12 protein-coding genes are annotated in these 24507 nt (G+C 45.2%); 3 read left to right on the top strand and 9 right to left on the bottom strand.

Translation table 11 applies throughout. The annotated features are described in order from the left end of the window. Positions 1-970 precede the first annotated feature (970 nt). Positions 971-4036, top strand: a complete 3066-nt coding sequence (locus P3L47_RS05720; protein ID WP_277782985.1) for a DUF6383 domain-containing protein — start codon at positions 971-973, stop codon at positions 4034-4036. Positions 4037-4322: 286 nt separating this feature from the next. Further along, the gene (locus tag P3L47_RS05725; RefSeq protein WP_277782986.1) at positions 4323-4568 is read left to right on the top strand and encodes a DUF6722 family protein; all 246 of its coding nucleotides are present in this window, start codon (positions 4323-4325) and stop codon (positions 4566-4568) included. Positions 4569-4730: 162 nt separating this feature from the next. Here the strand turns inward: P3L47_RS05725 and P3L47_RS05730 are convergent, their stop codons facing one another. From P3L47_RS05730 to rbr, 8 genes are all read right to left on the bottom strand, one after another. Further along, positions 4731-5444: a hypothetical protein gene (locus P3L47_RS05730; RefSeq protein WP_122362083.1), complete on the bottom strand. Its 714-nt coding sequence runs from the start codon at positions 5442-5444 to the stop codon at positions 4731-4733. Positions 5445-5456: 12 nt separating this feature from the next. Next, positions 5457-10241, bottom strand: coding sequence for an efflux RND transporter permease subunit (locus tag P3L47_RS05735; RefSeq protein WP_277782987.1), 4785 nt, complete (start codon positions 10239-10241; stop codon positions 5457-5459). Beyond that, positions 10238-13384 (bottom strand): efflux RND transporter permease subunit, encoded by a 3147-nt coding sequence (locus P3L47_RS05740; protein ID WP_277782988.1) that lies wholly within the window; start codon positions 13382-13384, stop codon positions 10238-10240. The genes P3L47_RS05735 and P3L47_RS05740 overlap by 4 nt, the downstream gene beginning before the upstream one ends. Before the next feature lie 17 nt (positions 13385-13401). Continuing rightward, a complete protein-coding gene (locus P3L47_RS05745; protein ID WP_277782989.1) occupies positions 13402-14463 on the bottom strand; it encodes an efflux RND transporter periplasmic adaptor subunit in 1062 nt (353 codons plus the stop codon). A 6-nt stretch (positions 14464-14469) separates the two neighbouring features. Next, positions 14470-15966, bottom strand: coding sequence for a TolC family protein (locus P3L47_RS05750; protein ID WP_277782990.1), 1497 nt, complete (start codon positions 15964-15966; stop codon positions 14470-14472). Positions 15967-15985: 19 nt separating this feature from the next. Beyond that, positions 15986-19303, bottom strand: coding sequence for a golvesin C-terminal-like domain-containing protein (locus P3L47_RS05755; protein ID WP_277782991.1), 3318 nt, complete (start codon positions 19301-19303; stop codon positions 15986-15988). A 21-nt stretch (positions 19304-19324) separates the two neighbouring features. Continuing rightward, positions 19325-20218 carry an ABC transporter ATP-binding protein gene (locus P3L47_RS05760; protein ID WP_122362054.1) on the bottom strand — a complete coding sequence of 298 codons (894 nt, stop codon included), beginning with the start codon at positions 20216-20218 and terminating at the stop codon, positions 19325-19327. 143 nt (positions 20219-20361) lie between these two features. Continuing rightward, positions 20362-20940: a rubrerythrin gene (rbr, locus tag P3L47_RS05765; protein WP_122362053.1), complete on the bottom strand. Its 579-nt coding sequence runs from the start codon at positions 20938-20940 to the stop codon at positions 20362-20364. A 291-nt stretch (positions 20941-21231) separates the two neighbouring features. On the opposite strand from rbr, the gene P3L47_RS05770 reads away from it, so the two are divergent. Next, complete coding sequence (locus tag P3L47_RS05770) at positions 21232-22908, top strand: SulP family inorganic anion transporter (RefSeq protein WP_122362052.1); 1677 nt, start codon at positions 21232-21234, stop codon at positions 22906-22908. A gap of 53 nt (positions 22909-22961) precedes the next feature. Here the strand turns inward: P3L47_RS05770 and P3L47_RS05775 are convergent, their stop codons facing one another. Continuing rightward, the gene (locus tag P3L47_RS05775) at positions 22962-24443 is read right to left on the bottom strand and encodes a DUF3943 domain-containing protein (RefSeq protein ID WP_277782992.1); all 1482 of its coding nucleotides are present in this window, start codon (positions 24441-24443) and stop codon (positions 22962-22964) included. Between the last annotated feature and the right edge of the window lie 64 nt (positions 24444-24507).

The raw sequence follows: 24507 nt of genomic DNA on the forward strand, positions 1-24507 counted from the left end.
TTATCTTCAAAAGAGCTATCTTTTTTCGGAAAGACTTAAGTCTTTTCTTCAATGGGTAGGCACCCGTTCGTATTAGTTCCGGCACCCATTTGAAATGGCTCCGGCAGCCACTGGTAATGACTCCGGCAGCCACAGATATTGGCTCCGGCAGCTATTAAAAAAGACTTACAATACAAAGTGAAGTGTTGTCGGTGAAACGTGACGTTTCACCACAATCAGCTGTTTAATAGCTCTATACAACACCGGTGACAGGTGAAGGCCATGGTCAAAATTCTCTCTGTAGGTATGAAAAAGCAGAGATACGAATATAGAAAGATATGAACCTGCCTGTTCCATTGTGACGGCGCCTGTAAGGGCGGTTCGCGAACCGCCCCTACCAACGACACTACATTCAAAACTGACAATATTTGAAACAAACAATAAATTCAAAACAGCGTCTAAGTTCCTATGTTTTCCTGAAATAATTATATGATCTCAGTGCGTTAAACAGGGGTGTATGTTGCATAAATCGTGTTGTTTCGTTCTATAATCCTCCTATTTCGGAAAATTAGGAGCGTTTTTTCTTGTTGATTCGGAAAACCTCTTTACCTTTGCAACGAATCCGTAGTGGGCAGCGGCTCATGATAAAGCGGTTTCAAATACATATTGCAAGCATTTTACGAAGATTGTTCTAGTCTTTAAAATCGGCAAAATTTTAATCTAGAGGAATGATGGACATAAAATGCTTGCGCTGATTACGTATAAGTTTTCTACCATTTTATATGGGAGAATTATTTTATATCGTATAAGCGCGAGCTATTGTTCTATTATCTCTAGATGGGCGTTTGCCGATGCCTAAAGACTGATGATAGACAACGCCCGCGCTTTATTTATGCCCGTTCGTAACCAAAGCCGGGCTTGTTCTCCCCTTCGTAAAATTAATTGTTAGACGTTTTTTTACTCTATTTTATAAACAATTAATTTTAAGATTATGGACAAAAAGTTTTCTACTTTATTGACAGCAAGCCTACTGATGGTGGGAGCGTTGTTTAGTAGTGCAAAGGCAGACGCAACCTACATTCCTGTGGGGCCAAAAGCCACAACAATCACTTCAGGTGACATGTATTACATTGTACAGCAGGCAGGTGAGGATGTTGCTCAAACTTCCGACTATCTGATGGGTATGGAAAAAACAGCTGCAGCCACTCCAGCTTTAGCCGGATTGAATATTGCATCTGCAAGTACAACCTTGGCTGAAGCTTTTGAGTTATCATCCGGAGAAATTAGTAACTACTTATGGACGGTGACTGAAGTTAAAGACGCCGGTAAAATCTATTACACATTGAAAAATGTGAAAACACAGAGTTTTCTTGCCGTAGACGGAAGTTTCGCTATGGTTACAGCTGTTGCTGATGCAACTCAGGCTAAAAATAATATTTTCTTTAGCTTCGGAGATGGAACTAATGCATATAGCGGGAAAACAAGTGAAACTACTTACCTGTTGCCTAAAGGAGGAACGAATAGTGCCAACTCTCTTTTAATAGCTGGAACAAGTGCTATTGCCTTTGGTGATGGATCTGGTAATCATGTAGTTCTCTACTCCGTTAAAACCCAACCCGTTGCGGCAACAGATTTGAATGCTGCATTTGGTGGTGCCGGTTTCTCTTTTGCTCCTGACGGCGTAGAAGTAGAAGACAATATCTTCGATCAGAGTATTAAGGCTTTTGATGTTGAAGCTGATATTGTATTGGAAGCAGGTGTCCGTGCTATTAAAAAAGGTACTTACTTTGCAACCAGCTATCCGGATGAATTGGCTGAAAAATCTGAAATCGAACAAAAGGATGTTGAAGCCGGCTACTTCGATGCATGTACATTTATTGTTGTATCTCCGACAGAGAACTTCAAAACCAGCAAATTACCCCAGTCTAACGGTGAAGGTTTCAAGTTCACTACTGTAAAAGGTGAAGATCTGAACACTTATATTGCAGGTGATAATGTTTCCAGCAAAGAAGAAGTATCTGTATATAATGCCGCATTCACTGTGACAGAACCTAACGAGTTCGCTTCTGCAGGTAAATACAAAATGGCTTTGACTGCCCGTGTACTGGCAGATCCGAAAGCATCTTCTAATAAAGATCAGAAGCATGCTGCTAAAAACATCCAGGTTATTGCAACCGCTATCCAGGATGTAAACTACATCACAACAAGCAGCGAAGGTTCTCTTTTCAAAGTAGCTTCCAGCAAGTTGGTAAAAGCTGTTTCTTTATTGAAAGAAGAAAAAGCTCCGTCTGTATTCAATATCCGGTTCGCTAGCGGTAAAGGTACAAAAGACTCTGAATATAATAAGTATATGGGAGTTGCTATCGCTGATGCTGGAACTGCATTCCAGTTAGTAGCTCAGGGTTCTGCTTTGGCTGCATTGAATACTCCGCAGTATCAGTTTGTAATCTCTGCTATTGACACAAAAACGCAGACTATTACTTTCAAGAATCTTGAAACAGCTGTTACTTTCAAATCGACTTTGTTTGAAACAGAAAATGACGGTGAATATAAGTTGGTTGGTGTTGCTACTGAAGTTTCAACAAATTTAGCAACGATCGAAGTTGCAAAAGACGACAAGAGTGATTACACTGCAAATGTAAGTCTGGAAGGTAAAGTGATCACCCTGAACGCTGTAACAGTTGATCCGTTCGCAGGCTTCGCTGTTAAAGACCAAACTTCTGAAACTGTTATCTTGAAATTTGCTAAGAGTGCTGCTTTGAATGCTGAAAAGCTGTATATCGGTGTAGATGAAAAGACTAAGACTAATACCGCTCTTTTCGATAAAGAATCAAAGGCTATCAAAGTGAAATTCATCCCGGTAGAAGAAGCAGACAAACCTAATGGAACTGCTCAGACTTATTGCTATAATAAGGATGGAAAAGTATACACTGCCAACCAGAAGATGGTAACTTTTTATTCTTATTCTGCTCAGATTATCGACGGTGAAGATAATAATAGTTATTTGAAGATCAATTCTTCAGACTTGGAAATAGAACAGAACGTTAGTGACGCTGCTTCAGCTGCTACAAAATTCCTTATCAAAGAAAACAAAGACGGTTCTGTATCTCTGTTTGTTTCAACAGCATTTGCTAATGCAAAAGATGCGAAAGCGGTAAAAAGCGATGACGGTACTGCTATCTCTGTTGACGGTATCGCTTATGCAGTAGAAGATGCCGACGCAATCAAATTGTACCTTGTAGGTGAAGAACTGGGTGTAAGCCTGGAAGCAACACCTCGTCATGCAGCATTCAAGTCTACAACAGGTGGTTATATCTCATTGAGTGAGAAGAACGAAGGCGTTGTAGCTATCAAGACAGCTGCTGATGCTGATCTGACATTCTGCCTGGATACTGCCGATTCAAAAGCAACTGTTCCTTCATTCTATATCTCTCGCCGCGGTGTTACTCCTGATGCTCAGAGATTGTATATGTTCAATGTGGCTGACTCTGTTGAAAATGCTATTTCTGATGCAAAGAAAGCAGAATATCAATGGTATGCAGACATCAACAAAGTAATCTTCAAAGCAGCTACATTAGTTAATTCCGACACATTGTCTACAACCGTAAACGGTAAAGAGGCATTGGTTGCAACCAGTGCAGATCAGAACAAAGGTATTCTGGGTGGTTTGAATAACTTCAAATATCAGATTCTTAAAGTGGCTGATACAGACGACGAATACTATATCCGCAACATGGTTGAAGGTGACTATCTGGTTAGCTACAACGGTTTACTGACACTGGGTGAAAAAGATAAAGCGATCAGGGTTACTATCGAAAAGGGTGAATCACCTGTTGCCAATGATGCAATCAGTGCAGATGCAGTATCGGTAACCGCTGGTAACGGTTTCGTAACAGTTAAGGGTGCTGAAGGCAAGAACGTAGTTATCACTAACGTACTTGGTCAGATAATTGCTAACACAGTTGTTTCTTCTAGCGAAGCTACGATCGCGGTGTCTGCAGGCGTTGTATTCGTAAGCGTAGAAGGCGAAGCTGCTGTAAAAGCAATCGTAAAATAAGAAATTATTTATAATCAATAAATTTAAATTGACTGCGTGGGGGGAACGGTTCACGAACCGCCCCTACCAATTACCCTGCGACAGGCGAACAAGCAGTCGGTATTAATACTAAAGTAATGAAATAAAGTTCTTCTGTTCGATCTCTGTGAAGAGCAAAAACAGGCAAAAAAGCCCGACCGGTTCATTCCGGCCGGGCTTTCGGCATATCAGATATAAATATTTATGAAAGCGATTACTCTCTTTCAATATTATATCCTATCTTTGCCTGTAACAAAATTATTTAACTATGAAGAAGAGACGAAAGACAACGTTTGTATCAGTTTCTTTCAAGAAACAAAGTACAAGTATTGATGTAGCAAAAGAACTTGGTAAATATCTTTTGGATATTTCAAAACTGGTCATCGGAGGAGCTGTTATCACAATAGCATTACAACTTAATGATGACAAATATGGGTTATTGCTTTATTCTATTATATTGGCGTTAACCCTTGCTGTAATCGGTTTTATTGTATTAACTTATAAAAAGAAATGATATGAGTCTCGGATTCTTTTTTTATAGTATTATGATGGTAATTGCCATTGGAGTCTTGATTTTTATCAAATCTCCAGCAGGAAAACGTTGGTTAGATAAATACAGTGAATAAATAGTTAGGCACAGATTGCAGTAGTATTCATGCAACCTGTGCCTATTTCCTTATATAAACTTCTCCCTCTTCTGCAAATTCAGTAACCCTATCATCATCCAGACGATCCCTCCTATTAAAAGGAAAATACGATTCTTTACAATCAGTCCTTCCCAGATCACCGGGAGGAAGTTATCGGGCACTTTAAACGGATTCAGCAGGATATTCCAAAAAGAGCGTTCTATGAAATCCATATTACCGGTAATCAGCAGAATAATAGCCAGGATGATCGTCAACACAGCCGTACCGTTCCCACTATGCGTTATCGTGGAGAACATAAAAGCCAGGTTCCCGAAGAAAACAAGCGGAAACATCAACTGGATAGACATTTCAAATGGATTGACCGGATACAACAGGAATGTAGCCAAATAAGAAAAAGCCACCAATATAAAGAAAATAGCCACATAGATCATCAGCAAACGGACTCCCCATACCTTATATTTATAATCGGGAATACCAAAGAGTATCTCCAGTATCCGGCTGTCTTCATCGTTCTGAATCCCGAATACGGCAGGATAGAAAACCAATAAGACACAAGGAAACATCAACAGGTTATAGATCACTCCGTCATTAATCACCTGCCGGTTCCAAGCTATTTGAAACGAGAAATAGGCAAAGAATACGAATGCCGCCAGCAAAAACCAAATGAATTTGCCGGCAAAGATGATCTTCAGATTGTATTTTACTATCTTGGGCAGTAATAATATAAGTTGTTTTGTTGTCATACGCTTTATCATTCAATTCCTTACTTTATCCATATTCTTTAAGAGGCAGAGGTAAGCATCTTCCAGGTTCGGTTCCACCTGTACCGCTCCTTCGTAAGGAGAATCGACAGAGAGATAACGGACCTGTATCGTATCGCCATCTTGTATGTGATGGATCACCATCGCTTTATCCAGTACCTGCTCGAAAGATTCCCGGTCGATATGGAACTGCCAGACTTTGCCGGCTGCCATATCCACCATATCCGTCGGATCACCGAAGTATTTCAGTTCGCCTTTATTGATTACGACCACCTGGCTGCAGGAGCTGGATATATCTTCGATGATATGGGTCGAGAAGATCACAATGCGATCCTTACTCAATTCGACCAGCAAATTACGGAAACGAATGCGTTCACGCGGATCGAGACCGGCAGTAGGTTCATCCACCACCAGGATACGGGGCAGATGAAGCAAGATCAAAGCAATCCCGATACGCTGCTTCATACCGCCGGAGAAGGAGCCTATCTTATCATCTTTCCGTTCATACATGTGGACGGCTTTCAACACATATTCCAGACGTTCATTCCGCTGCCCGTTATCGGTCAATCCTTTCAGAATAGCCTGGTAATCGAGGAACTCCCAGGACGACATATTCTCATACGTACCGAATTCCTGCGGCAGGAAACCGATCAGGCTCTGTAATTCCTCCCGGTAGACACGGGTATCCAACCCGTTGATCCATATACTACCGTAACTCTGCTCCAAAATACCGCAGACAATACGCATCAAGGTAGACTTACCGGCCCCGTTAGGTCCCAACAGACCGAACATGCCCGTACGAATCTCGAAAGAGACACCCCGCAACGCCTTGAACGGCTTCCGTTGTTTTCCTATCAACGGGATACTTTTCACCATACGGAACCAGGAACGGCGCAATCCGGCAAACCGTCCTTTTATACGTTCAATATTGATCTCCCGCTCATACAGATACCGGGAAGAGATATAAACAGCCATACAGAACGCCCACAAAAGCCCGACAACGGAAATCAGCCCCGTATTATCCATCTTCCGGAACAGGATGAACAGAATGACGGGAGGGATACTCCAAAAGATCGCACGGTTTATATATTTCACCCACTTATTCTCTCCGAAACGGAAAAACAGGTATTGCCGTACCTTCCGCCACAGGTAAAGCAGGGTTGCATAGATAGCAAATGACAACAAGAATATCCATAACTTGCTATGAATAAAGAACCAGGTAAAATAGATACCAAAGAGCAGGACACCGAATTGCCATATCACATTCACAAAATCTTTCAGAGAATGATACTCGTTGTTTAGTCCCAGATGCCGGCGAATAAGCAATCCACTGTTCCACTGGCGGCTGATACGTCCGGGCCAGTCATAAATCTTCACCAGGTTACGGACAGAGATATGTATCTCTTCTCCCGGATCGATCACTTTCGATTTAGCCCGCCGCAAGCTGGTCTGTGCAAAATAAGTAACACCCGGAATACCGAAAATCAGAATGACCAAATAAATGGATTGCCACAACATGCCGTTGCCATACAACCAAACACAGGTTACACCCAACACGAACAAAACCAAATGGAATGCCCATACTTTACGGGACAAACTGCGATACCACTCCAATGTATTTTCCAGCCCCATACAAACGGTAGGGATCAGGATCAATGTCAGCAAAGCGGAAAAAGTCAAACCACCGATGACCGTAATGGCGAACGGGGCACCGATCGCACCGGCATATTCCGAATCTCCCATTGCCAGCGGAAACATAGCCACGATGGTCGTGATCGAAGTGATCAGGATCGGACGGATACGCGACAGTCCTGCCGTCATCAACGCCCTGTTCCGCCTGTACCCTTGCTTACGGAGAATATTGGAATAATCGATCAGAATGATACCGTTATTCACTACCACTCCCAGCAAGATCAGGAATCCTGTCAACGTATTCGCATTCAACAGACTGTTATTGGTCAGCAACAGAGCCAGCAAGGAACCGATGGCTGCCAGCGGAATAGAGAAAAGCAATACAAAAGGTGTTACAAGCGATTCGAAGACAGAAGCCAGTATCATAAAGATCAGAATAAAAGCTGCCAATATCAGGAACTTGAAATCGGCAAACTCATCCTCTTCATGGAAGACCTCTACGGCACCCCCTGCAGGCAGGTTATAATTGGAAACCAGTTGGTCGATATCCGAACGGTATCCTTCCAGCAGGTCTTTCGACGATTCCACATCTTTGGAGAAGTTATAGAAAACTTCGATCTGCTTGTCCTGATTGACACGCATGATACGGGAGCGTCCCCGTCCATAATTGACAGATGCCAGATCCTGCAAGTTATGCAGGCCACCGTTGGCATTCTGTATCTGCACACGGCGCAAGTCGTCGACAGTCTTTTCTTTCCGGGCAGTATCGGTATTTTCCTCTTCTGCCTCTTCCAGCTCCTGCTCTTCTTCGGGGATATCGTTACGGATGATGATATCATAGGTATCCTCTCCTATCTTGAAAGAAGTACCGGAAGAATATTCGGGATTGAGCGCAGCCAACCCGGATGAGATATTGGCACGGGTGATTTCATAAGAAGTCAGCAGGATCGGATCGAAATCCAGATGTATTTCCGGCTGGCGACGGTTATAGGAGACACGCGAATGGCGGATAAACTCCTGTTCGTCCAGATAATAACGGAGATCTTCCGCCACCAATTGCATCACATCGAAATCGGCTCCCTTTATCACGATCCGCTCCCGGTTATCCCCGATCCCCAGCAGACGCATAAAGTTACCCAAACCGGCCATGGCCGATCCGCCGCCACCTCCTCCACTGCCGCCTGCAGCTTCGTCGACGGAAATCTCTGCTCCCTGTATATTCGACAAAGTACTCTGGATAGACGCTTTCTGTTCAGCCATCTTATCACCTCCCTTTTTCACAAAATCGTCGGTAAAGGTGAGTGTTAGAACGGCGTTTTTCTCATTGATGCGGCTGATCAGTTCTTTCCTGCCGGGGAAACTATCGAGCCGTTCTTCAATCACCCGTACCAGTTTATCCGCATTATCCAGCGTACTGCCTGTCTGCATGGTCACATAGACATTGATGCGGTCGGTATTGACTTCCTTCATTCCCTGCACATTCAATGTGATGGAAAGAATAAGGGTAACAAACAAAAGGATAATCGCACCGAAAATCGTCACGCCCGGATTACGCATACAGGTTTTCAGGAAAACCAGATAAATCTGGACAGGACGCTGGGTGATAGAGACCTTTTGGTAAAAGACATTGTCGGCCGTAGGGGCGGTTCGCGAACCGCCCTTACCATCCCTCCGATTCCCCCTACAGAGCAATACATAGGTCGCCATCGGAATGAAAAGCAGGGCGACAAACAAGGATATCGTCAGGGTAGAGATGATGGACACACCGATATGATGCCCGATCAGCTTGATCATAAAGTTATCGGAAAAGACGAACGGCAGGAAGACCGTGACCGTCGTCAACGTTGCCGCCACAATAGAACGCCATACCTCCTTCGTTCCTTGCGTTACAGAACGTTCAGGCGTACAACCGGATGCCGACAGGCGATAGATATTTTCCAGCACGACGACACTATTATCCAGCAGCATGCCGATCGCGAGTGCCATACCGACCAGCGTCAGGCTGTTGATCGTTATACCGAACGCATAAAAGAAATTGAATGCCGTATACACCGAGATAGGTATCGAAAGAGCGATAAAGAATACCAGCCGCAAGTTCTTCAGAAACAGCCACAAGATCAGTACCGCCAGCAAACCGCCCACCAGGGCGAGATTGATGATCTGGTTGATATTGTTCTCCATGGTTTCCGCCGTATTCTCCTGCACCACGACCTCCACGTCCAGATAAGCCAGCTTCTCGTTCAGCCGGTCGATCGCTTCGATGGCACGGTGAGACAAGTCGATCAGGTTCGCCTGCGAATCGTTCATCAAGGCGACAGAGACGGCATCTTTCCCGTTCACACGACTATAGGAAGTCTCCTCTTTCAGGTCGAAGAAAACGGTAGCAACATCTTTCAACAGCACCGGACCGGGAGCAACCACGATATTCTCCAGATCGGATACTTTCGTATAAAGTGCGTTGACATGGATAAAATACTTACTGTCCGGCTCATTCGCAAAACCGACAAAGGCTTTATCCTGTGTATTTTGTGTCAGCAGGCTACTGATGGAAGACGGTGTAAGGTTGAGGGCTTTGCAGGCTTCCGGATTCAACCGTATCTCGATCGCTTTCTCCCGTCCGCCGTAGACATTTACGGATGCCACCCCGTCGACATTCTCCAGATCGGTACGAATCTCTTTATCCACGATATTCCTCACCCGGTCGACACCTCCCGAACCGCGTACCTGCAGAACCATGAAGTTGTTCGCCAACTGGCTGATATCCACCTTCTGCAACTGCACCGTAAAGCCTTCGGGGAAGGTAGCAGCCAGCTCATTCACCTTCTCCTGCAAACGAAGGGAAGTTATCTTGAAGTTCACCGTATTCTTAAAATCGACCTGTATGGAAGACTGGCGACTGTCGACGTTCGATTCTATCTTATTCACACCACCGATCGAACTGATCGCCCCTTCCAGCGGGATGATTATTTCCGACTCCACATACGAAGGATCCATATCCTGCTGTGAGGATACCTGAACAAACAGGGTCGGCAGTTCCGCGTTGGGCAATAACTCTACCGGCAGTTGTTTATACGACACGTAACCGAGCATGGTCAGTGCTATAAACAACATGCAGATCGTTATTCTTCTATGTAGTAAAAAGTTCATGCTCTTCTATTCATTAAGCCCGTTTTCTCCTTCTCCAAAATATAATATACACATGGAATGACCATCAAACTCATTAAAGTAGACGTCAGCAACCCGCCGATCACGGCTATTGCCATCGGCGAACGGAGCGAAGCCCCTTCACCGAAACTGAACGTCATCGGGAGCAATGCCAGGATAGTGGTCAGCGTTGTCATGATGATCGGCCGGATACGTTGCTGGCCTGCTTCGACAATCGCATCAGTCAGGTCGCGATCCGTCTTCAGCTGGTTGATACGGTCCACCAGGATGATCGAGTTGTTCACGGCAATACCGACCAGCATCACGATACCGATCACACCCATCATATTGATCGTCGTCCCTGTCAGGAAAAACAGCAGGATAGCGCCGACTACCGCCAAGGGGATGGTCAACAGGATCGTGAACGGATGCAAAAGCGATTCGAACTGCGATGCCAGCACCATATAAACGAGGATGACCGACAAGGCAAGGGCGAACAGCAGGCTGTTCATCGACTCCTGTCGTTTTTCCTCTTCTCCCGTTACGGTGATGGAATAATTGGCAGGCAATTCAATATCCTTGACCGACCGGCGGATCTCTTCCGCCAGCTTATCGAGCGATTTACCCGTATCCATATTTGCCATCACTTTACTGATGCGGTTCTGGTTGCGCCGGTAGATCTCTTTCGGAGCCTGCGATTCTTCCAGGGTCGCTATCTCACGCAGACGGAATTGCTGCTCGCCATTCTTGATGACCAGGTCGCCCAAGGCACCGAGAGGGATATCAGGTACTTTAATAATGATATCGCGCATCTCTCCGCGGTATTCCATCTTTCCCGCCTCCTTCCCGCCCAGCTGCTGTTTCAACTGTTCGATTACGGTCGATACGCTCAGGTTGTTGATACCTGCCATCGTCCGGTCGATGGAGACGGTGATCTCCGGGGCACCGTCTTCGATAGACGATAGGATATTATAAAGGCCGGAAACATCCTGCATCCGGTTCTTCACTTCTTCTGTAATAGCGGCTATCTCGTCCAGCTCCTCTCCTCTCACCTCGACAACGATAGGGGCTCCTTCGCTGCCCAGCAACGAACTCAGTGAGTTTTCTTCCTGCTTGATAGTCAGCTCCAGTCCGTCCGGATTCTCCGCCGTACGTACCAGCTGTTCGATCACCGCTTCCGGTGATACCGGACAGGCGGGAGAAAGGATCACTTTCATCATTGCCGTATTCTCGCCTTCGAAAATAGCATTTTCCGAACCGCTTCCTTCACCGATATGGCTGTAAACGGTCGACAGGCTATCTCCCGTAATGGCATAAAGCAGCTGTTCCAGATTGTCGACAGCCGAAGCTGTACGTTCCAGCCGCGTTCCTTCCGGCATTTTCACCACGACGGTAAACGCCTTGCTTTCCGTCCGCGGCATAAACTCCGTCCCGATAAACGGCAACAGGAAAACCGTTACGACCATCAGCCCGACAGCCGCACCGATAACCAGCCAGCGATGACTGATCAGCTTGCGCAAGAGGCGACTATATCCTGTCATCTGAAGGCCTTTCGATGAGGCTGCCACAGTCGGAAGAGCAGCCCCTTCCGTAAGGGCGGTTCGCGAACCGCCCCTACCGACCAACCGATCATACAACATCGGTATCACCAATATCGCCACAAACAGCGACGATACCAGCGAGAACGTCACCGTCCATGCCTGGTCCTTGAACAATTCGCCCGAAGCCCCGTGCAGATAGACGATCGGCAGGAACACCACGATCGTAGTCAGCGTCGAAGCAATCACCGCCCCCGCCACCTCGGAAGTTCCTGTAATGGTCGCTTCCCTCACAGGTACGCCTCTCTCCTGGTTCCGGAAGATGCTTTCGATAACCACAATGGCATTATCCACCAACATCCCGGCTCCCAGTGCCAATCCTCCGAGCGTCATTATATTCAGCGTAAGTCCGTTGAAAAACATCAGATTGAAAGTCGCCACGATCGAGATCGGAATAGCCATACTGACAATCAATGTAGTTCCGAACCGGCGAAGGAAAACAAACAGGATGATGACAGCCAGGATAATACCCAGGACTGCACTCTCCTTCACCTCTCCGATCGCATTCTTGATAAACGTCCCCTGATTGGTTATCACCTTAAAATGATATCCGGGCAACGCCTGTTCGATAACAGCCAGCTGACGGGATACGCCATCCACCACCTTGACCGTATTATAACGCATTTCCTTATAGATGGAAAGACCGATACTCCGCTGTCCGTTGATGCGGACGATATTATCGGGACGCGCATTCTCAAATTGAACGGTAGCGACTTCCCGCAGGAAAAGCGGAGCCTTGTCTGCCGCTGCATCCGTCCCTGTATTCTGAGAGGCATTCGCTGCCGTCTCCTGCTTCGTCACAGGCTTATAGCCGACGATCAGATTTTCAAAATCAGCCTCTGAGCCGAACAGACTGGAGCTTTTTACCAGATACTGCAATCCCAGCTCGCTGACACGGCCGCCGGATATACTTTGGTTGTTCGCCTCGATACGGGAGGCAATATCTTCTATCTTCAATCCGAAAGCATCCAGTTTATACGGGTCGGTCTGTATGATCAGGGTATTTTCCTCCTGGCCGGACAAAGTTACTTCAGCAACGCCTTCCAACCGGATCAGTTCGTTCCGGATATAACTCTCAGCCACTTTCCGCAGCTCCGCCATATCTGTTATAGTCTGATGGGACAAACCGATCAGGATAACCGGCGACTGATTGGGATCGTGTTGCGTAATCTTCAACTCGGTAATATCCTTATTCTGGGAAAACGGATTCATCGCTTTCTGCAGATCGAGGAAAGCCTCATCCATATCTTTCGTCCAGGTATATTCCACAGTGATACGGGCCGAACCGGCCTTGACTACCGACGAAACCTGTGTCACATCGCTTTGCCGGATCGCCATCGACTCCATATTTTTGACGAACTGCTTCTCTATCTCTTCCGGCGGACGTTCGCCGGCCTTCAGCTCGATGAACAGCCGGGGATTATTCAGGTCGGGCAGCAGGTCCACACTCAACTGATCGTAGGATATCTTTCCCAGCAACAGAATTGCCAGTACAACCATACAGATAGTGACCGGATTGCTTACTGCAAATTTGACAATGTTCTTCATAATACTACTCTCCGCCCCTATTTTTGTACCTTCACTTTGCTATTCTCCTTCAATGTCTCGAAGCCTTTGACAACAAGATTGTCGTTTTCCTTTAATCCTTCCAGTACTTCGATATTATCTTCATCTTCCAGTCCGGTCTTGATGTTCCGGAGGATGGCCGTGTTCTTGTCTACAATGAACACATATTTGCGGCGACGGTTGGATTGTACGACATCTTTCGGTATGATAATGGCACTATCGGCACGGTCTACCACAATATCCGCTTTGACAAACATACCCGGACGCAGTTTCATGCCACTGTTCTGTATCAATATCTTCCCTTTGAAGGTACGGGTTTCCGTGCTGATAGCCGGCGACAGTTCACTGATCACGGCTTTCAACGTATCTTCCGGCAACGTATAATGCGTGATAAACACCGGCTGATCGGCTTTCACATAGCTGATAGCACTCTCCGGCAGATTGACATCCATATACATCCGGGCATAATCCATCAATCCGACCATCGGTTTTCCCTGCTCCACCCTTACATCCGTCGTATAATGAGGCAGATTGACGATAACCCCGTCGAAAGGCGCTTTCACATTCATCTTCTCCAGGTTGAGTTTGGCATTCTCCAGGTCATAGCGGGCATTGGTCACCTTCACTTCGGTGTTACGCATTTCACTCAATGTCACACCCCCTTTTTCATAAAGTGCCTTTTGTTTCGTCTGTTCCTGCTCGGCTATCTCCAGACTCAGTTCTTTCGCATCTATGGCGATACCATTTTCATATTCTTTATCTTCCAGACGGATGATCAACTGTCCTTTTGTAACCAGGTCACCCAGTTTGAACGGTTTTCCGGTTTTCGGGTTTACCTGCAATTTATACAGACCGCTCATCTCTGAATTAAGATCGACACCATAGGTTGGCTGTGCCGTCCCGGTCGTGTTGATCAGTTTGCTGATAGAACCTTTTTTCAACTCCTTCACGGATACCGGCGTGGCGATATCGCTGGGAGCATTTTGCGGCTGGTTGTTACAACCGGTTGTTATTACGGCAAGTAATAAAAGAGATACAAGGGTATGATTATATTGTTTCATGGCTGATTATTTTTCTGATATTAAGTCTTTCATCGGAACGATCGGAGTATTCTGCTCGAAATCGTACAAAGAGAGTATTTTAAGATTCAATAATTCAATCTTATAATTGATAAGCGCCTGGGTATAAGAAATCTTCTTATTCGACAGCTGCGTCTGGAACTGGCTCATTTCCATACCGGTCAGATCGCCTTCCCGGTAGCGGGTCAGATTCAGATCATACGTCAACTGTGCATTCGTCACGTTCTGTTCAGCTATTTTTATCTGTGTACGGAGATTTTCCAGGCTACGCCATACCTGACGGATATTCAGTTCGATATCCACCTTATCTTCATGGAAGTCGAGTTTATTGATATTCTGCGCTACTTTCTGTGCACGGATACGGGCTTTCTTTTCTCCCCAGTCAAAAATAGGTACCGTAAAGCTGATAGCTACCCGCGGATTTTGTGTGGGGTTCTCATAAATCTTATCAAAACGTTTATTATCACCGATCAGACCAAAAGAGACGGATATATCTCCTTTAAACTCATTCAACGCTTTTGTCTTGATCATGTCAAAACCAAGTTCATCACTCTCAATTTCCCGCTGGCGAAGTTCCAGGCGCGATTGCAGACCGTGGGAGATTGCCTGTTGCAGATTGACATCGATCGGCTTGACCTCTATCTCTGCAAAGACCATCAGGTCCTCATTCAAGCTCATTCCCAAAGTTTGTTTCAACTTATCCTTGGCATTTTCAAGGGATACCTGCTGTTCTTCGACCGAAGACCGGGCAGTTGCCAGGTTCAGCTCCGCCTGGAACAGTTCATCTTTGGCTGCCAGGTCAGCCTCTACCTTATTTTTGATGATATCATAGCTTTGCTGGGCATTTACCAACTCTTCGCGGGTAATAGAAAGCTGGCTCTGCGCCATATACACATTATAGAACTGATTCGTGATATCTTTTTCCGTATTCAGGCGCTGCAAGGCATAACTGATATTGGCATTCTCATAATCGTATTCTATCTGCTTCAGTTCCATCTTCCGCTTGTTATAAGTGAAGATCGGCTGGGACAATTGTAGATACAGATTATTATTGAATGCTTTATTACTATTCTTATCACCGTCGATATTGGAGTTATTATCCTGCCAGCCGAACGTATTGATCAAAGAAATCTCCCCATCCGTCCATAAGATAGGCTGGTCGACCCGGAAAGTTCCGCTTGATGTAAATGATTCATTGGTATACCATTGTGACAAACGATTATCAAAACGGCGGTTCTTCTCATATCCCACCGGATTCAGGTTCAGGGAAAACTTGGATTTGAGGGAAGCCCGCTGAGCCACCAGCGTCTCCTGATACCGTTCCAGGTTCATATGCGAACGGCGCAAAGTAGGACTGTTCTCTTCCGCAATATCCAACGCTTTCTCGATGGTCAGCGACAACTGCCCGTGAGATGCCAACGGCACTCCCAACAGGACCAGGACCGTAAGAACCATCTTTTTCATCCATAATAACTCTCTTTGCATATAAGTAGACTTTTAATGATTAACGTTTTACCAGTTTGACGGCATCCGCCGTTACACTTCTTAATTTGCATTCGTTTGACAGGACAATGTAAGCAGTATCGGCTACAAAATAATAGACGCCCAACTGTTCCCATCCCTCATTCGCTTTGCGGAGGTCGATATAAGCATCCTCCGTTTCTTCTCCCTGTCTTACCTTGAAACGGTACTCACCCTGGGCACGGTCGTTATACCGCATTTCGTTGTTCTTGCTGACATAATAATAAGCATCATACTGTCCTTCGGCAGGTACAGGGATCTTCCAGGTTGCTGTCTGGCTGCCGTTACCGCTTTTTATCACATAAGCCGAACGGATGTATTTTCCGTAATAATTAGCATTCGTCGTAGCCGTCCATTGCAAGGGCGGACGCCAGTCGGAGACACCGGAATACTTAAACGAGGTATCTTCCACCTTATCCAGCCATTTTGGCAGCATACCTACCACATCCGGTTCGGACAAGACAAACAAAGTCGTATCTTCATTATCGACAATAATCTCCCCTCCGATATCCTGCGAAGAAGCTGAAACAATGAAATCACCTTCCGTATCTATAGTCTGCCTCCTCTCCTGTTTGATATTCCCTACAGGCTGATTGATCACACTCGGCAGATTGCCGGATATCAAGGTATTGACAGCGACATCACGCGGAGCCTCTTCCCATACGGACACCAACTCTTTCGTCTGATGGGCCGCCAAAGGGATCTTCCGGCTGGTTCGCGGATCGATGTTATTCTGATCACGCCTGCCCACTCCTTGTATATCTATATGAACAATTCCGTCGTGATCAGAATTATTGCTGACCTGCATTCTGAGGACAAAGACCTCCTGTCCCCGATTCGTAATCCGTGTCACATCGGGCCGTCCCAGACTATAATAAGGCAAAGGTGTCGGATGCAACCACTCCGACAATCCCGAACGGATATCCGTATGGCTGATATTCCCTAATGTATCCAACAGACTCTCAAACTGGATATTCCGGAATGTATTCTGTTCCAGCAAGGCATATACGGAATCCCTGAATGCGTTCACCCCGATACTGATTTCCGGATCGGCAAACAGTCGGTAGATCTTCAGACTGACGATATTTTCCAGTAAATCACGGTATTCCACATTAGCCAGAAGTTCCTTAAATCCCTGCTTTTCCATCAGCAAGCTTGCCTTTTCATTGTTACTGATACCGTTTATATCTCGTTCCCAACCATAGTTATCCGATTTCTTCTGCAGGTAAAGTTCGATGGCTGTATTGGCAACCGGCCAATCGGGAGAAAAGATATTATACCGGTAGTTATATAACTGGGGAAACAGGAAATAGGGATTTGACTGCGAAGAAATATTGTAATTACCGCGTCCGGCAGAAGAGAAATTATAGTTTCCCTCGGAGCGCTGGAAAATCCAGAAGAAATTATTCAGTGCACGTATCTTCGCCTCTTCTTCCGTAATCTCACGTCCTCCCCTCTTCGACCATTTCATCTGGTTACGCCAGGCTTTATCCACATCGAGTTGTCCGAATACACATCCCTTTTCCGGGAAAAGGACCATCTCGGGCTGAACAGTTTCCTGGGCTTGCGACCAGGCACGGGTATAGGTAGAGAATTGTACCGGTACTTCGATCACAGAGAAACGGTTGAACGGATAACTCAACCGATAGGTACGCTCCAGGTTCTCCCGCATATTACGGACAAAACTCGGTATCGTATCGAGGATAGAATCGAATGTAGCCGTATAGTAATCATTCCCTTCGATATGCCAAATACTATATAATGTACTGTCCGACTCCAGACTTTGTTGTTTATATTTCCCCACGATCAGGGAAATAGCCTGTACCGGATATTCAGGAGCAAACGAATAAGACCCGTCTTCCTCCTTTACCCCTTCCCCCTGTGAAAGCGGGGTCAATCCCGGAAGCGGCTTCACCTGCAAACCGAATTTACTGAAATAAGTCTGTTGCCAGTCCGGACTCACATTGCTGTAAGCCGTTCCCGGACGCGGATACCAATAGGTTTCCGGAGTGAACAACAAGTAATCTTCCGTTTGAAATACATATTGCTTATCTATATTGAACAGGAAATCCCTGTATTCTTTCTGTAAAACCTCTGCCGGAATATCCAGGTAACAGAATTTACTATCGATCTTCCCTCCGTATTTAACGGAAAAAGTGACCGTGTCACCCGGGATGATCTCCTGACCGAAATCAACCAATAGGATCTGATTATCCCTTTTAAAATCGAGGTTGTTCCCTCCCCTCTTTATCTCCTGCACCTGTAAACCCGGATTCAGGCAGAAAGTAAATACCGTAGCCGGTTCCAATGCCAACCCCTTCATCGTTACTTCCGAAACGAATGTTTCCGGTTGTTGCTCCAGTGAAATATCATATTGCTCGATGATCATTTTAGGCGTATGCACATATTTATTATTGATTTCCGTATACAACGCCCGCGTTTCTCCTTGTCCCAAAATAGAATGAACATGTTTGTATCCCGCCGCGCCACTTATCGACAACATACAGAGTGATAGGAATAACCACGGATAATTGCTGCGCGACGAATTAGGCAACCGCCGGAACAGAAAGATCGTAAAGAATATAAAAGCCAGTCCGGCAAAAAAATAGATAGCCCGGTGATTCAATACAGTTTCCCAATTCGTAAAACCGACGATAGTCGACTTTACCAACGGCAGGCTATAGGCCATATAATCGAACAGGTAATAGAACTTATCGCTGATATAAAACAAGGTCAGTCCGATATATCCCAATAAGATAATAAAGGTAAGCGCTTGGTTCTTTAACACCAGCATCAGGAAAATAGACAGACCGATAATAAAAACCAGTGTCGGGATGCTTATCAGGAAGAAATACAGAAGATACGCTCCCCAGTCTACTGCCATACCCGAAGTAATCAGATTAAAAATCAAAGCCATCCCCATCACAATCAGGTTCAGTATCAGGAATACCCGCAGGTTTCCCCAGATCTTCCCGATCACATATTCGGCATTACTCAACGGACGGACATAAAAGACCTCCGAAGTATCCAGCTTCTTATCCCTTTTCAAAAACTCCGAAGCAAGAAAGATACAAATCACCGCCTGGCCGGTATTGAGCAGTAACAGATTGAGATAAGGCAAATTGGAAGGGAGTGCTTTCAACATCCACATACCTCCGCCGTTATCCGCCACGAGCATGCCGAAGTCAAAGAATCCGAGTATCAGTATCGCCAGTACCATAAACACTTTAAAGAACCAACTCCGGATCAATATTTTGCTTTCGTATTTTGCTACCGATTGTATATTGTTGATAAACGACATAAAGGGTCAATTAAGAGGTTGTTAATCGTTGGTCCAGAGATTTAACTTATTCTCCATATAATACACATAAGCATGTTCCAGATTGGGAGGATACGACTCTGCTTCATATCCTTCGATCTCATCCGCCACTACCTGCACTTCCCATCCGGAGCCGGAGGGAATGGTAGAAATAACAGGATATTTCTTATCCACTTCATGCAGTTCATCACTCGTCACTTTAATACGCCATACTTTCCCTTCCGCCTGTTTCATCATATCCTGCGGGGAACCGTAAAAAGAAACCTGTCCTTTATTCATCAGTGCCATACAGTTACAGGTACTGGATATATCTCCCACAATATGAGTGGAAAGGATGATTGTCACATCATTCTCGCTCACCTCCGACAGCAGGTTACGGAAACGGATACGTTCTTCGGGGTCAAGCCCCGTTGTCGGTTCATCCACAATGATTACTTTCGGATGATGGATCAGTGCCTGGGCAATCCCCAGACGACGCTTCATACCCCCCGACAGCTTATTCGCATACCGTTCACGCACATCGAACAACCCCACATTTTCAAGCATGGCATCCACTGCCTGCTTGCGCTGCCTGTTATTGGTCATCCCCGACAAACGGGCGGCATAATCCAAAAACTCATGTGTTTTATACTTGGCGAAGAAACGGAAATCCTGTGGAAGATAACCTAATATGCTTCTAATCTCTTTACGCTGTTTCAGTAAATCGTATCCACAGATATCCACTTGCCCCGAGGTAGGTTCCATCAAAGCGACCAGAATGCGCATCAACGTAGATTTTCCGGCACCGTTCGGTCCGAGCAAGCCAAACATGCCTGTCGGTATCTCCAGATTCACATCTTTCAAGGCGTGGTTTCCGTTCGGATACACCTTATTCAGGTTCTTTATCGATATACTCATTCAGTCAACTATTCAGGAAAAATTAGAATTAAGTCGTAATAGACTGGTAAAGATATATTTTATTCGCATGAATACAAATAAAAAACGTCCCTATCCAAAATATATTGGACAGGGACGTTCTAATTTTTAATCCGGAACAGATATTAATAGTTCTGTTTCATCGGTTCGAAGTAAGCCTGCGGATGTTCACATGCCGGACATTTCATCGGAGCTTTCTTTGCTTCGATCACGAAACCACAGTTGCGGCACTGCCAGAAGATAGCTTCGTCTTTTTCGAAGACTTTACCTTCAGTCAGGTTAGCCAGTAATTTACGATAACGTTTTTCGTGTTCAGCTTCTACCTTGGCAATCATTCTGAAAGCGACAGCGATTTGTTTGAAGCCTTCTTCTTCTGCGATATCGGCAAAAGCAGGATATAAGTCAGCCCATTCTTCATTTTCACCGTCAGCTGCAGCCGCCAAATTCTCCATAGTCGTGCCGATCACGCCTGCAGGATAAGAAGCAGTAATTTCCACCATACCGCCTTCCAGGAATTTGAAGAAACGCTTTGCATGTTCTTTTTCCTGTTCAGCTGTTTCCATAAATACACCAGCAATTTGTTCGTAACCTTCTTTCTTAGCTACGCTTGCAAAAAATGTGTAACGACTTCTTGCCTGAGATTCTCCGGCAAATGATTTAAGCAGATTTTGTTCGGTACGTGTACCTTTAATACTTTTTTCCATAATGCTAATTATATATGTAGTATAAAATGAGTTTGTCTAATCGCCCTATTCAAATAACCCTCAAAAGTATGAAAATGTTTAAAACTTTAATTCATTCTTTTACTTAAAATATATCTATCGAACCATAAATATCATCTATTACTTGTCGGGGCAACTGCATCCCTCAGACTTTATTTCAGTCTGATTGTTTCTGATTTTGCAATGTCGACATTGCAAAATATCCTACATATTAGGTTTTACGATAAATATTATTGTACCTTTGCATCAAAATTTAACATACTAGGCAGCAAGATGGAGAGTAAATTTGATTTTCAGCCCAAATTGATATCGGCGCTGAAAAATTATTCTAAAGAAAAATTCATGGCAGACCTGATGGCAGGGATCATTGTGGGTATTGTAGCCCTTCCGCTGGCCATCGCATTCGGTATTGCTTCGGGAGTAAGCCCGGAAAAAGGACTAATCACTGCTATCATCGGCGGTTTCATTGTCTCTTTACTGGGAGGCAGCAATGTGCAGATCGGCGGACCGACAGGCGCATTTATCGTGATCGTCTATGGTATCATACAGAATTTCGGTATCGAAGGACTGGCCATTGCTACGGTCATTGCCGGTATCATACTGGTAATCATGGGAGCATTAAAATTAGGGACAGTCATCAAGTTCATCCCTTATCCGATCGTTGTAGGATTTACCAGCGGTATCGCACTGACAATCTTTACCACGCAGATGAAAGATTTATTCGGACTGACGATGGAAAAAGTACCCGCTGACTTTATCTCCAAATGGATCGCTTACTTCGAACATTTCGATACGATCAATATCTGGTCGTTTGTAATCGGAATTGTCAGTATCTTTATTATTGCGGTTTCTCCCCGGTTCTCTAAAAAGATACCCGGTTCACTGATCGCCATTATCGTTATGACCGTTATTGTATACGTCATGCGTTACCACCTGGGTATTACCGGCATAGAAACGATCGGCGACCGATTTACCATCAACGCCTCCCTCCCGCAGCCGGAAGCGATCTCGTTCAATATGGAAACGATCAATCTTCTGCTTCCTTCGGCTTTTACCATTGCCATGCTGGGAGCTATAGAATCACTTCTTTCAGCGACCGTTGCCGATGGTGTAACGGGCGATAAACACAATTCGAATACGGAACTGATCGCACAGGGAGCAGCCAATATCGTTGTTCCTATCTTCGGTGGTATTCCTGTAACCGGAGCAATTGCCCGTACCATGACCAACATCAATAACGGTGGCCGCACACCTGTTGCCGGTATCATCCATGCAATCGTATTACTGTTGATCCTGTTATTCCTCGGACCGCTTACCAAGCATATCCCAATGGCTTGCCTGGCAGGTGTCCTGATCATTGTATCTTATAATATGAGCGAATGGCGTACATTCCGTTCACTGATGAAGAATCCGAAAAGCGACGTGTCCGTCCTGCTGGTAACTTTCTTCCTGACTGTTATCTTCGACCTGACAATCGCCATCGAGATAGGTCTATTAATTGCCATGTTCCTGTTTATGAAGCGGGTGGCCGAAACGACTCATGTATCAGTGACAAAAGATGAAATCGACTTGTCCGACGAAGGTGAAATTCACCACGATGAAGAAGTACTTACCTTACCGCAAGGAGTGGAAGTGTATGAGATAGACGGTCCGTTCTTCTTCGGTATTGCCAACAAATTCGACGGTATCATGAAAAGTATGGGTGACAAACCGAAAGTACGTATCATCCGTATGCGCAAAGTTCCGTTCATGGATTCAACAGGACTTCATAACCTGGAAAGCCTGTTCCGGTTATCCCAGTCAGAACATATTCACATGATCTTATCCGGTGTGAATGAACACGTGCGGAAGGTGCTGAAAAAATCAGGGTTCGAGCAGAAAATAGGTGCTGAAAATATTTGCTCCAATATCAATGAAGCAGTAAAGAAAGCAAAAGAAGCGGTTGAATAACCGCTTCTTTTAAAACTGAATGCCGATTCCTCTACTCTGTTAAGTGCTAATCGTTATAATTTATAAGTCAGCATCAGACGTCCTTCCGAAGTATGGGAAAAAACCTCTTCAAAATATTTGTAGTCTGTATGACGGGAATAATTCATAAATGAGCCGGTCAGATACCAGCCTTTCCGCAATTTGACATCCAGACGCAAACCGACTGCATGCAAGATTGCCTTTGAACGGTCTCCCTGTGCATTCAATGTTTTCGGATTAAAATCATTCCAGTCAATATCTTTAGGATATCCTTTCCAGGTAAACATATGATAGACCTCATAGGTGGTAGATGCGGAGAATTTATCTTTCTTATAGATGAAGTTGAAACCGACTTTTGTGCTGTACCCGCTTGCCAGGTTATAATTGCGTTCGTCCACCCGGTAATAATCGCTCAACGCTCCACCTAAAAGTATTGCGTTCAAATGGCCGTACGCATCTATGTCCCAGCGCTTGAATCGCCCATTTTTATATATCAGTCCGCCGCCGAACGATGCCGGAGTACAAAATTTATAAGGAGTTTTGGAAGATACATCAGAAATAGTATCCGAATCATAATAGTCGAAATGCTGGTAAAGCCCCAGGCTCAGATAGTCTTTTTTATTATCTATCAGCTCCTTTCCTGCCAGACGGCCAATAATATTCAATTGTCCCAATACCGGTTGTGAAGCCTGTACATTCAGCGCAGCCTTCACAGAGAAGTAATCGTAAGGTTTCCGATTCTCCGCATCGAAACGGTCGCCATATTCGATATTGATTTCGGAAGCTAAGCCGACCCCTTTATCAAAAATATCGTCCTTCAGTTCGAGTGCCCGTATTCCCACTGAAATATCCACACTCACATCAGGTACTCCGAATTGTCTGCCCGACGTAGGTCTCCGCTTCCAGGCATCTCCGTTGATAATACGCGTAAGACCGCGCATCGGCGAAACTACAAACGAAGCCAATTCACGCCCGAAACGGGCAGACCCGGTTTTCCTGTCATCCAGGATCAGATCGGATGCCCTGTAGAACACTTCTCCCAGCGCCATCCCTCCTATCGGGGTCGCTATGATATCATTAGTGGAAGGATATTCACATTCCATGAACATCTCCCACATAAAACTCCCGCCAAATGCATACACCCCCGATAACCAGTAGTTATATCCGTTCGAACGGGCTGCATTATAATACAAACTGCCATGATAAGGATGCAGGAACATATTCGTTCCCATCCGGTCATTATCCCAGATAAAACCGTGCCGGAAATTCTCTTTGATCGTATGCCCGTTGATATAGGCAAAATCCCCTTTCTGTATATACCGGTCGAAGATCCACACGCCCATATTGATACCGAAAACAGTCGCCCCTGCCTGAATCCCTCTCTGCTTTGAATAATAAGACAGATCAAGGGAATCAGGCGGTTTAGGTATTGCCAGCTGACGTCTGATTGCCAGCTGAGAATAAGCAGAACAAACTGATAATAAGTATATAAACAGAGCTGCCACTAACTTTTTCATGCTTCAAAGATAATAGAATAAACAGTCCTGTTCCTCTTATTTTAAAAAGTCACCAATGATGTTG

The organism is Parabacteroides chongii (assembly GCF_029581355.1).
GTDB lineage: Bacteria > Bacteroidota > Bacteroidia > Bacteroidales > Tannerellaceae > Parabacteroides > Parabacteroides chongii.

What these genes read in the sequence shown, in the direction of transcription:
- P3L47_RS05730 (WP_122362083.1), bottom strand. Translation starts at nt 5,444, where the DNA reads ATGACAACAAAACAACTTATATTATTACTGCCCAAGATAGTAAAATAC.
- P3L47_RS05775 (WP_277782992.1), bottom strand. Translation starts at nt 24,443, where the DNA reads ATGAAAAAGTTAGTGGCAGCTCTGTTTATATACTTATTATCAGTTTGT.
- P3L47_RS05755 (WP_277782991.1), bottom strand. Translation starts at nt 19,303, where the DNA reads ATGTCGTTTATCAACAATATACAATCGGTAGCAAAATACGAAAGCAAA.
- P3L47_RS05760 (WP_122362054.1), bottom strand. Translation starts at nt 20,218, where the DNA reads ATGAGTATATCGATAAAGAACCTGAATAAGGTGTATCCGAACGGAAAC.
- P3L47_RS05740 (WP_277782988.1), bottom strand. Translation starts at nt 13,384, where the DNA reads ATGAAGAACATTGTCAAATTTGCAGTAAGCAATCCGGTCACTATCTGT.
- P3L47_RS05735 (WP_277782987.1), bottom strand. Translation starts at nt 10,241, where the DNA reads ATGAACTTTTTACTACATAGAAGAATAACGATCTGCATGTTGTTTATA.
- P3L47_RS05750 (WP_277782990.1), bottom strand. Translation starts at nt 15,966, where the DNA reads ATGCAAAGAGAGTTATTATGGATGAAAAAGATGGTTCTTACGGTCCTG.
- P3L47_RS05725 (WP_277782986.1), top strand. Translation starts at nt 4,323, where the DNA reads ATGAAGAAGAGACGAAAGACAACGTTTGTATCAGTTTCTTTCAAGAAA.
- P3L47_RS05745 (WP_277782989.1), bottom strand. Translation starts at nt 14,463, where the DNA reads ATGAAACAATATAATCATACCCTTGTATCTCTTTTATTACTTGCCGTA.
- P3L47_RS05770 (WP_122362052.1), top strand. Translation starts at nt 21,232, where the DNA reads ATGGAGAGTAAATTTGATTTTCAGCCCAAATTGATATCGGCGCTGAAA.
- P3L47_RS05720 (WP_277782985.1), top strand. Translation starts at nt 971, where the DNA reads ATGGACAAAAAGTTTTCTACTTTATTGACAGCAAGCCTACTGATGGTG.
- rbr (WP_122362053.1), bottom strand. Translation starts at nt 20,940, where the DNA reads ATGGAAAAAAGTATTAAAGGTACACGTACCGAACAAAATCTGCTTAAA.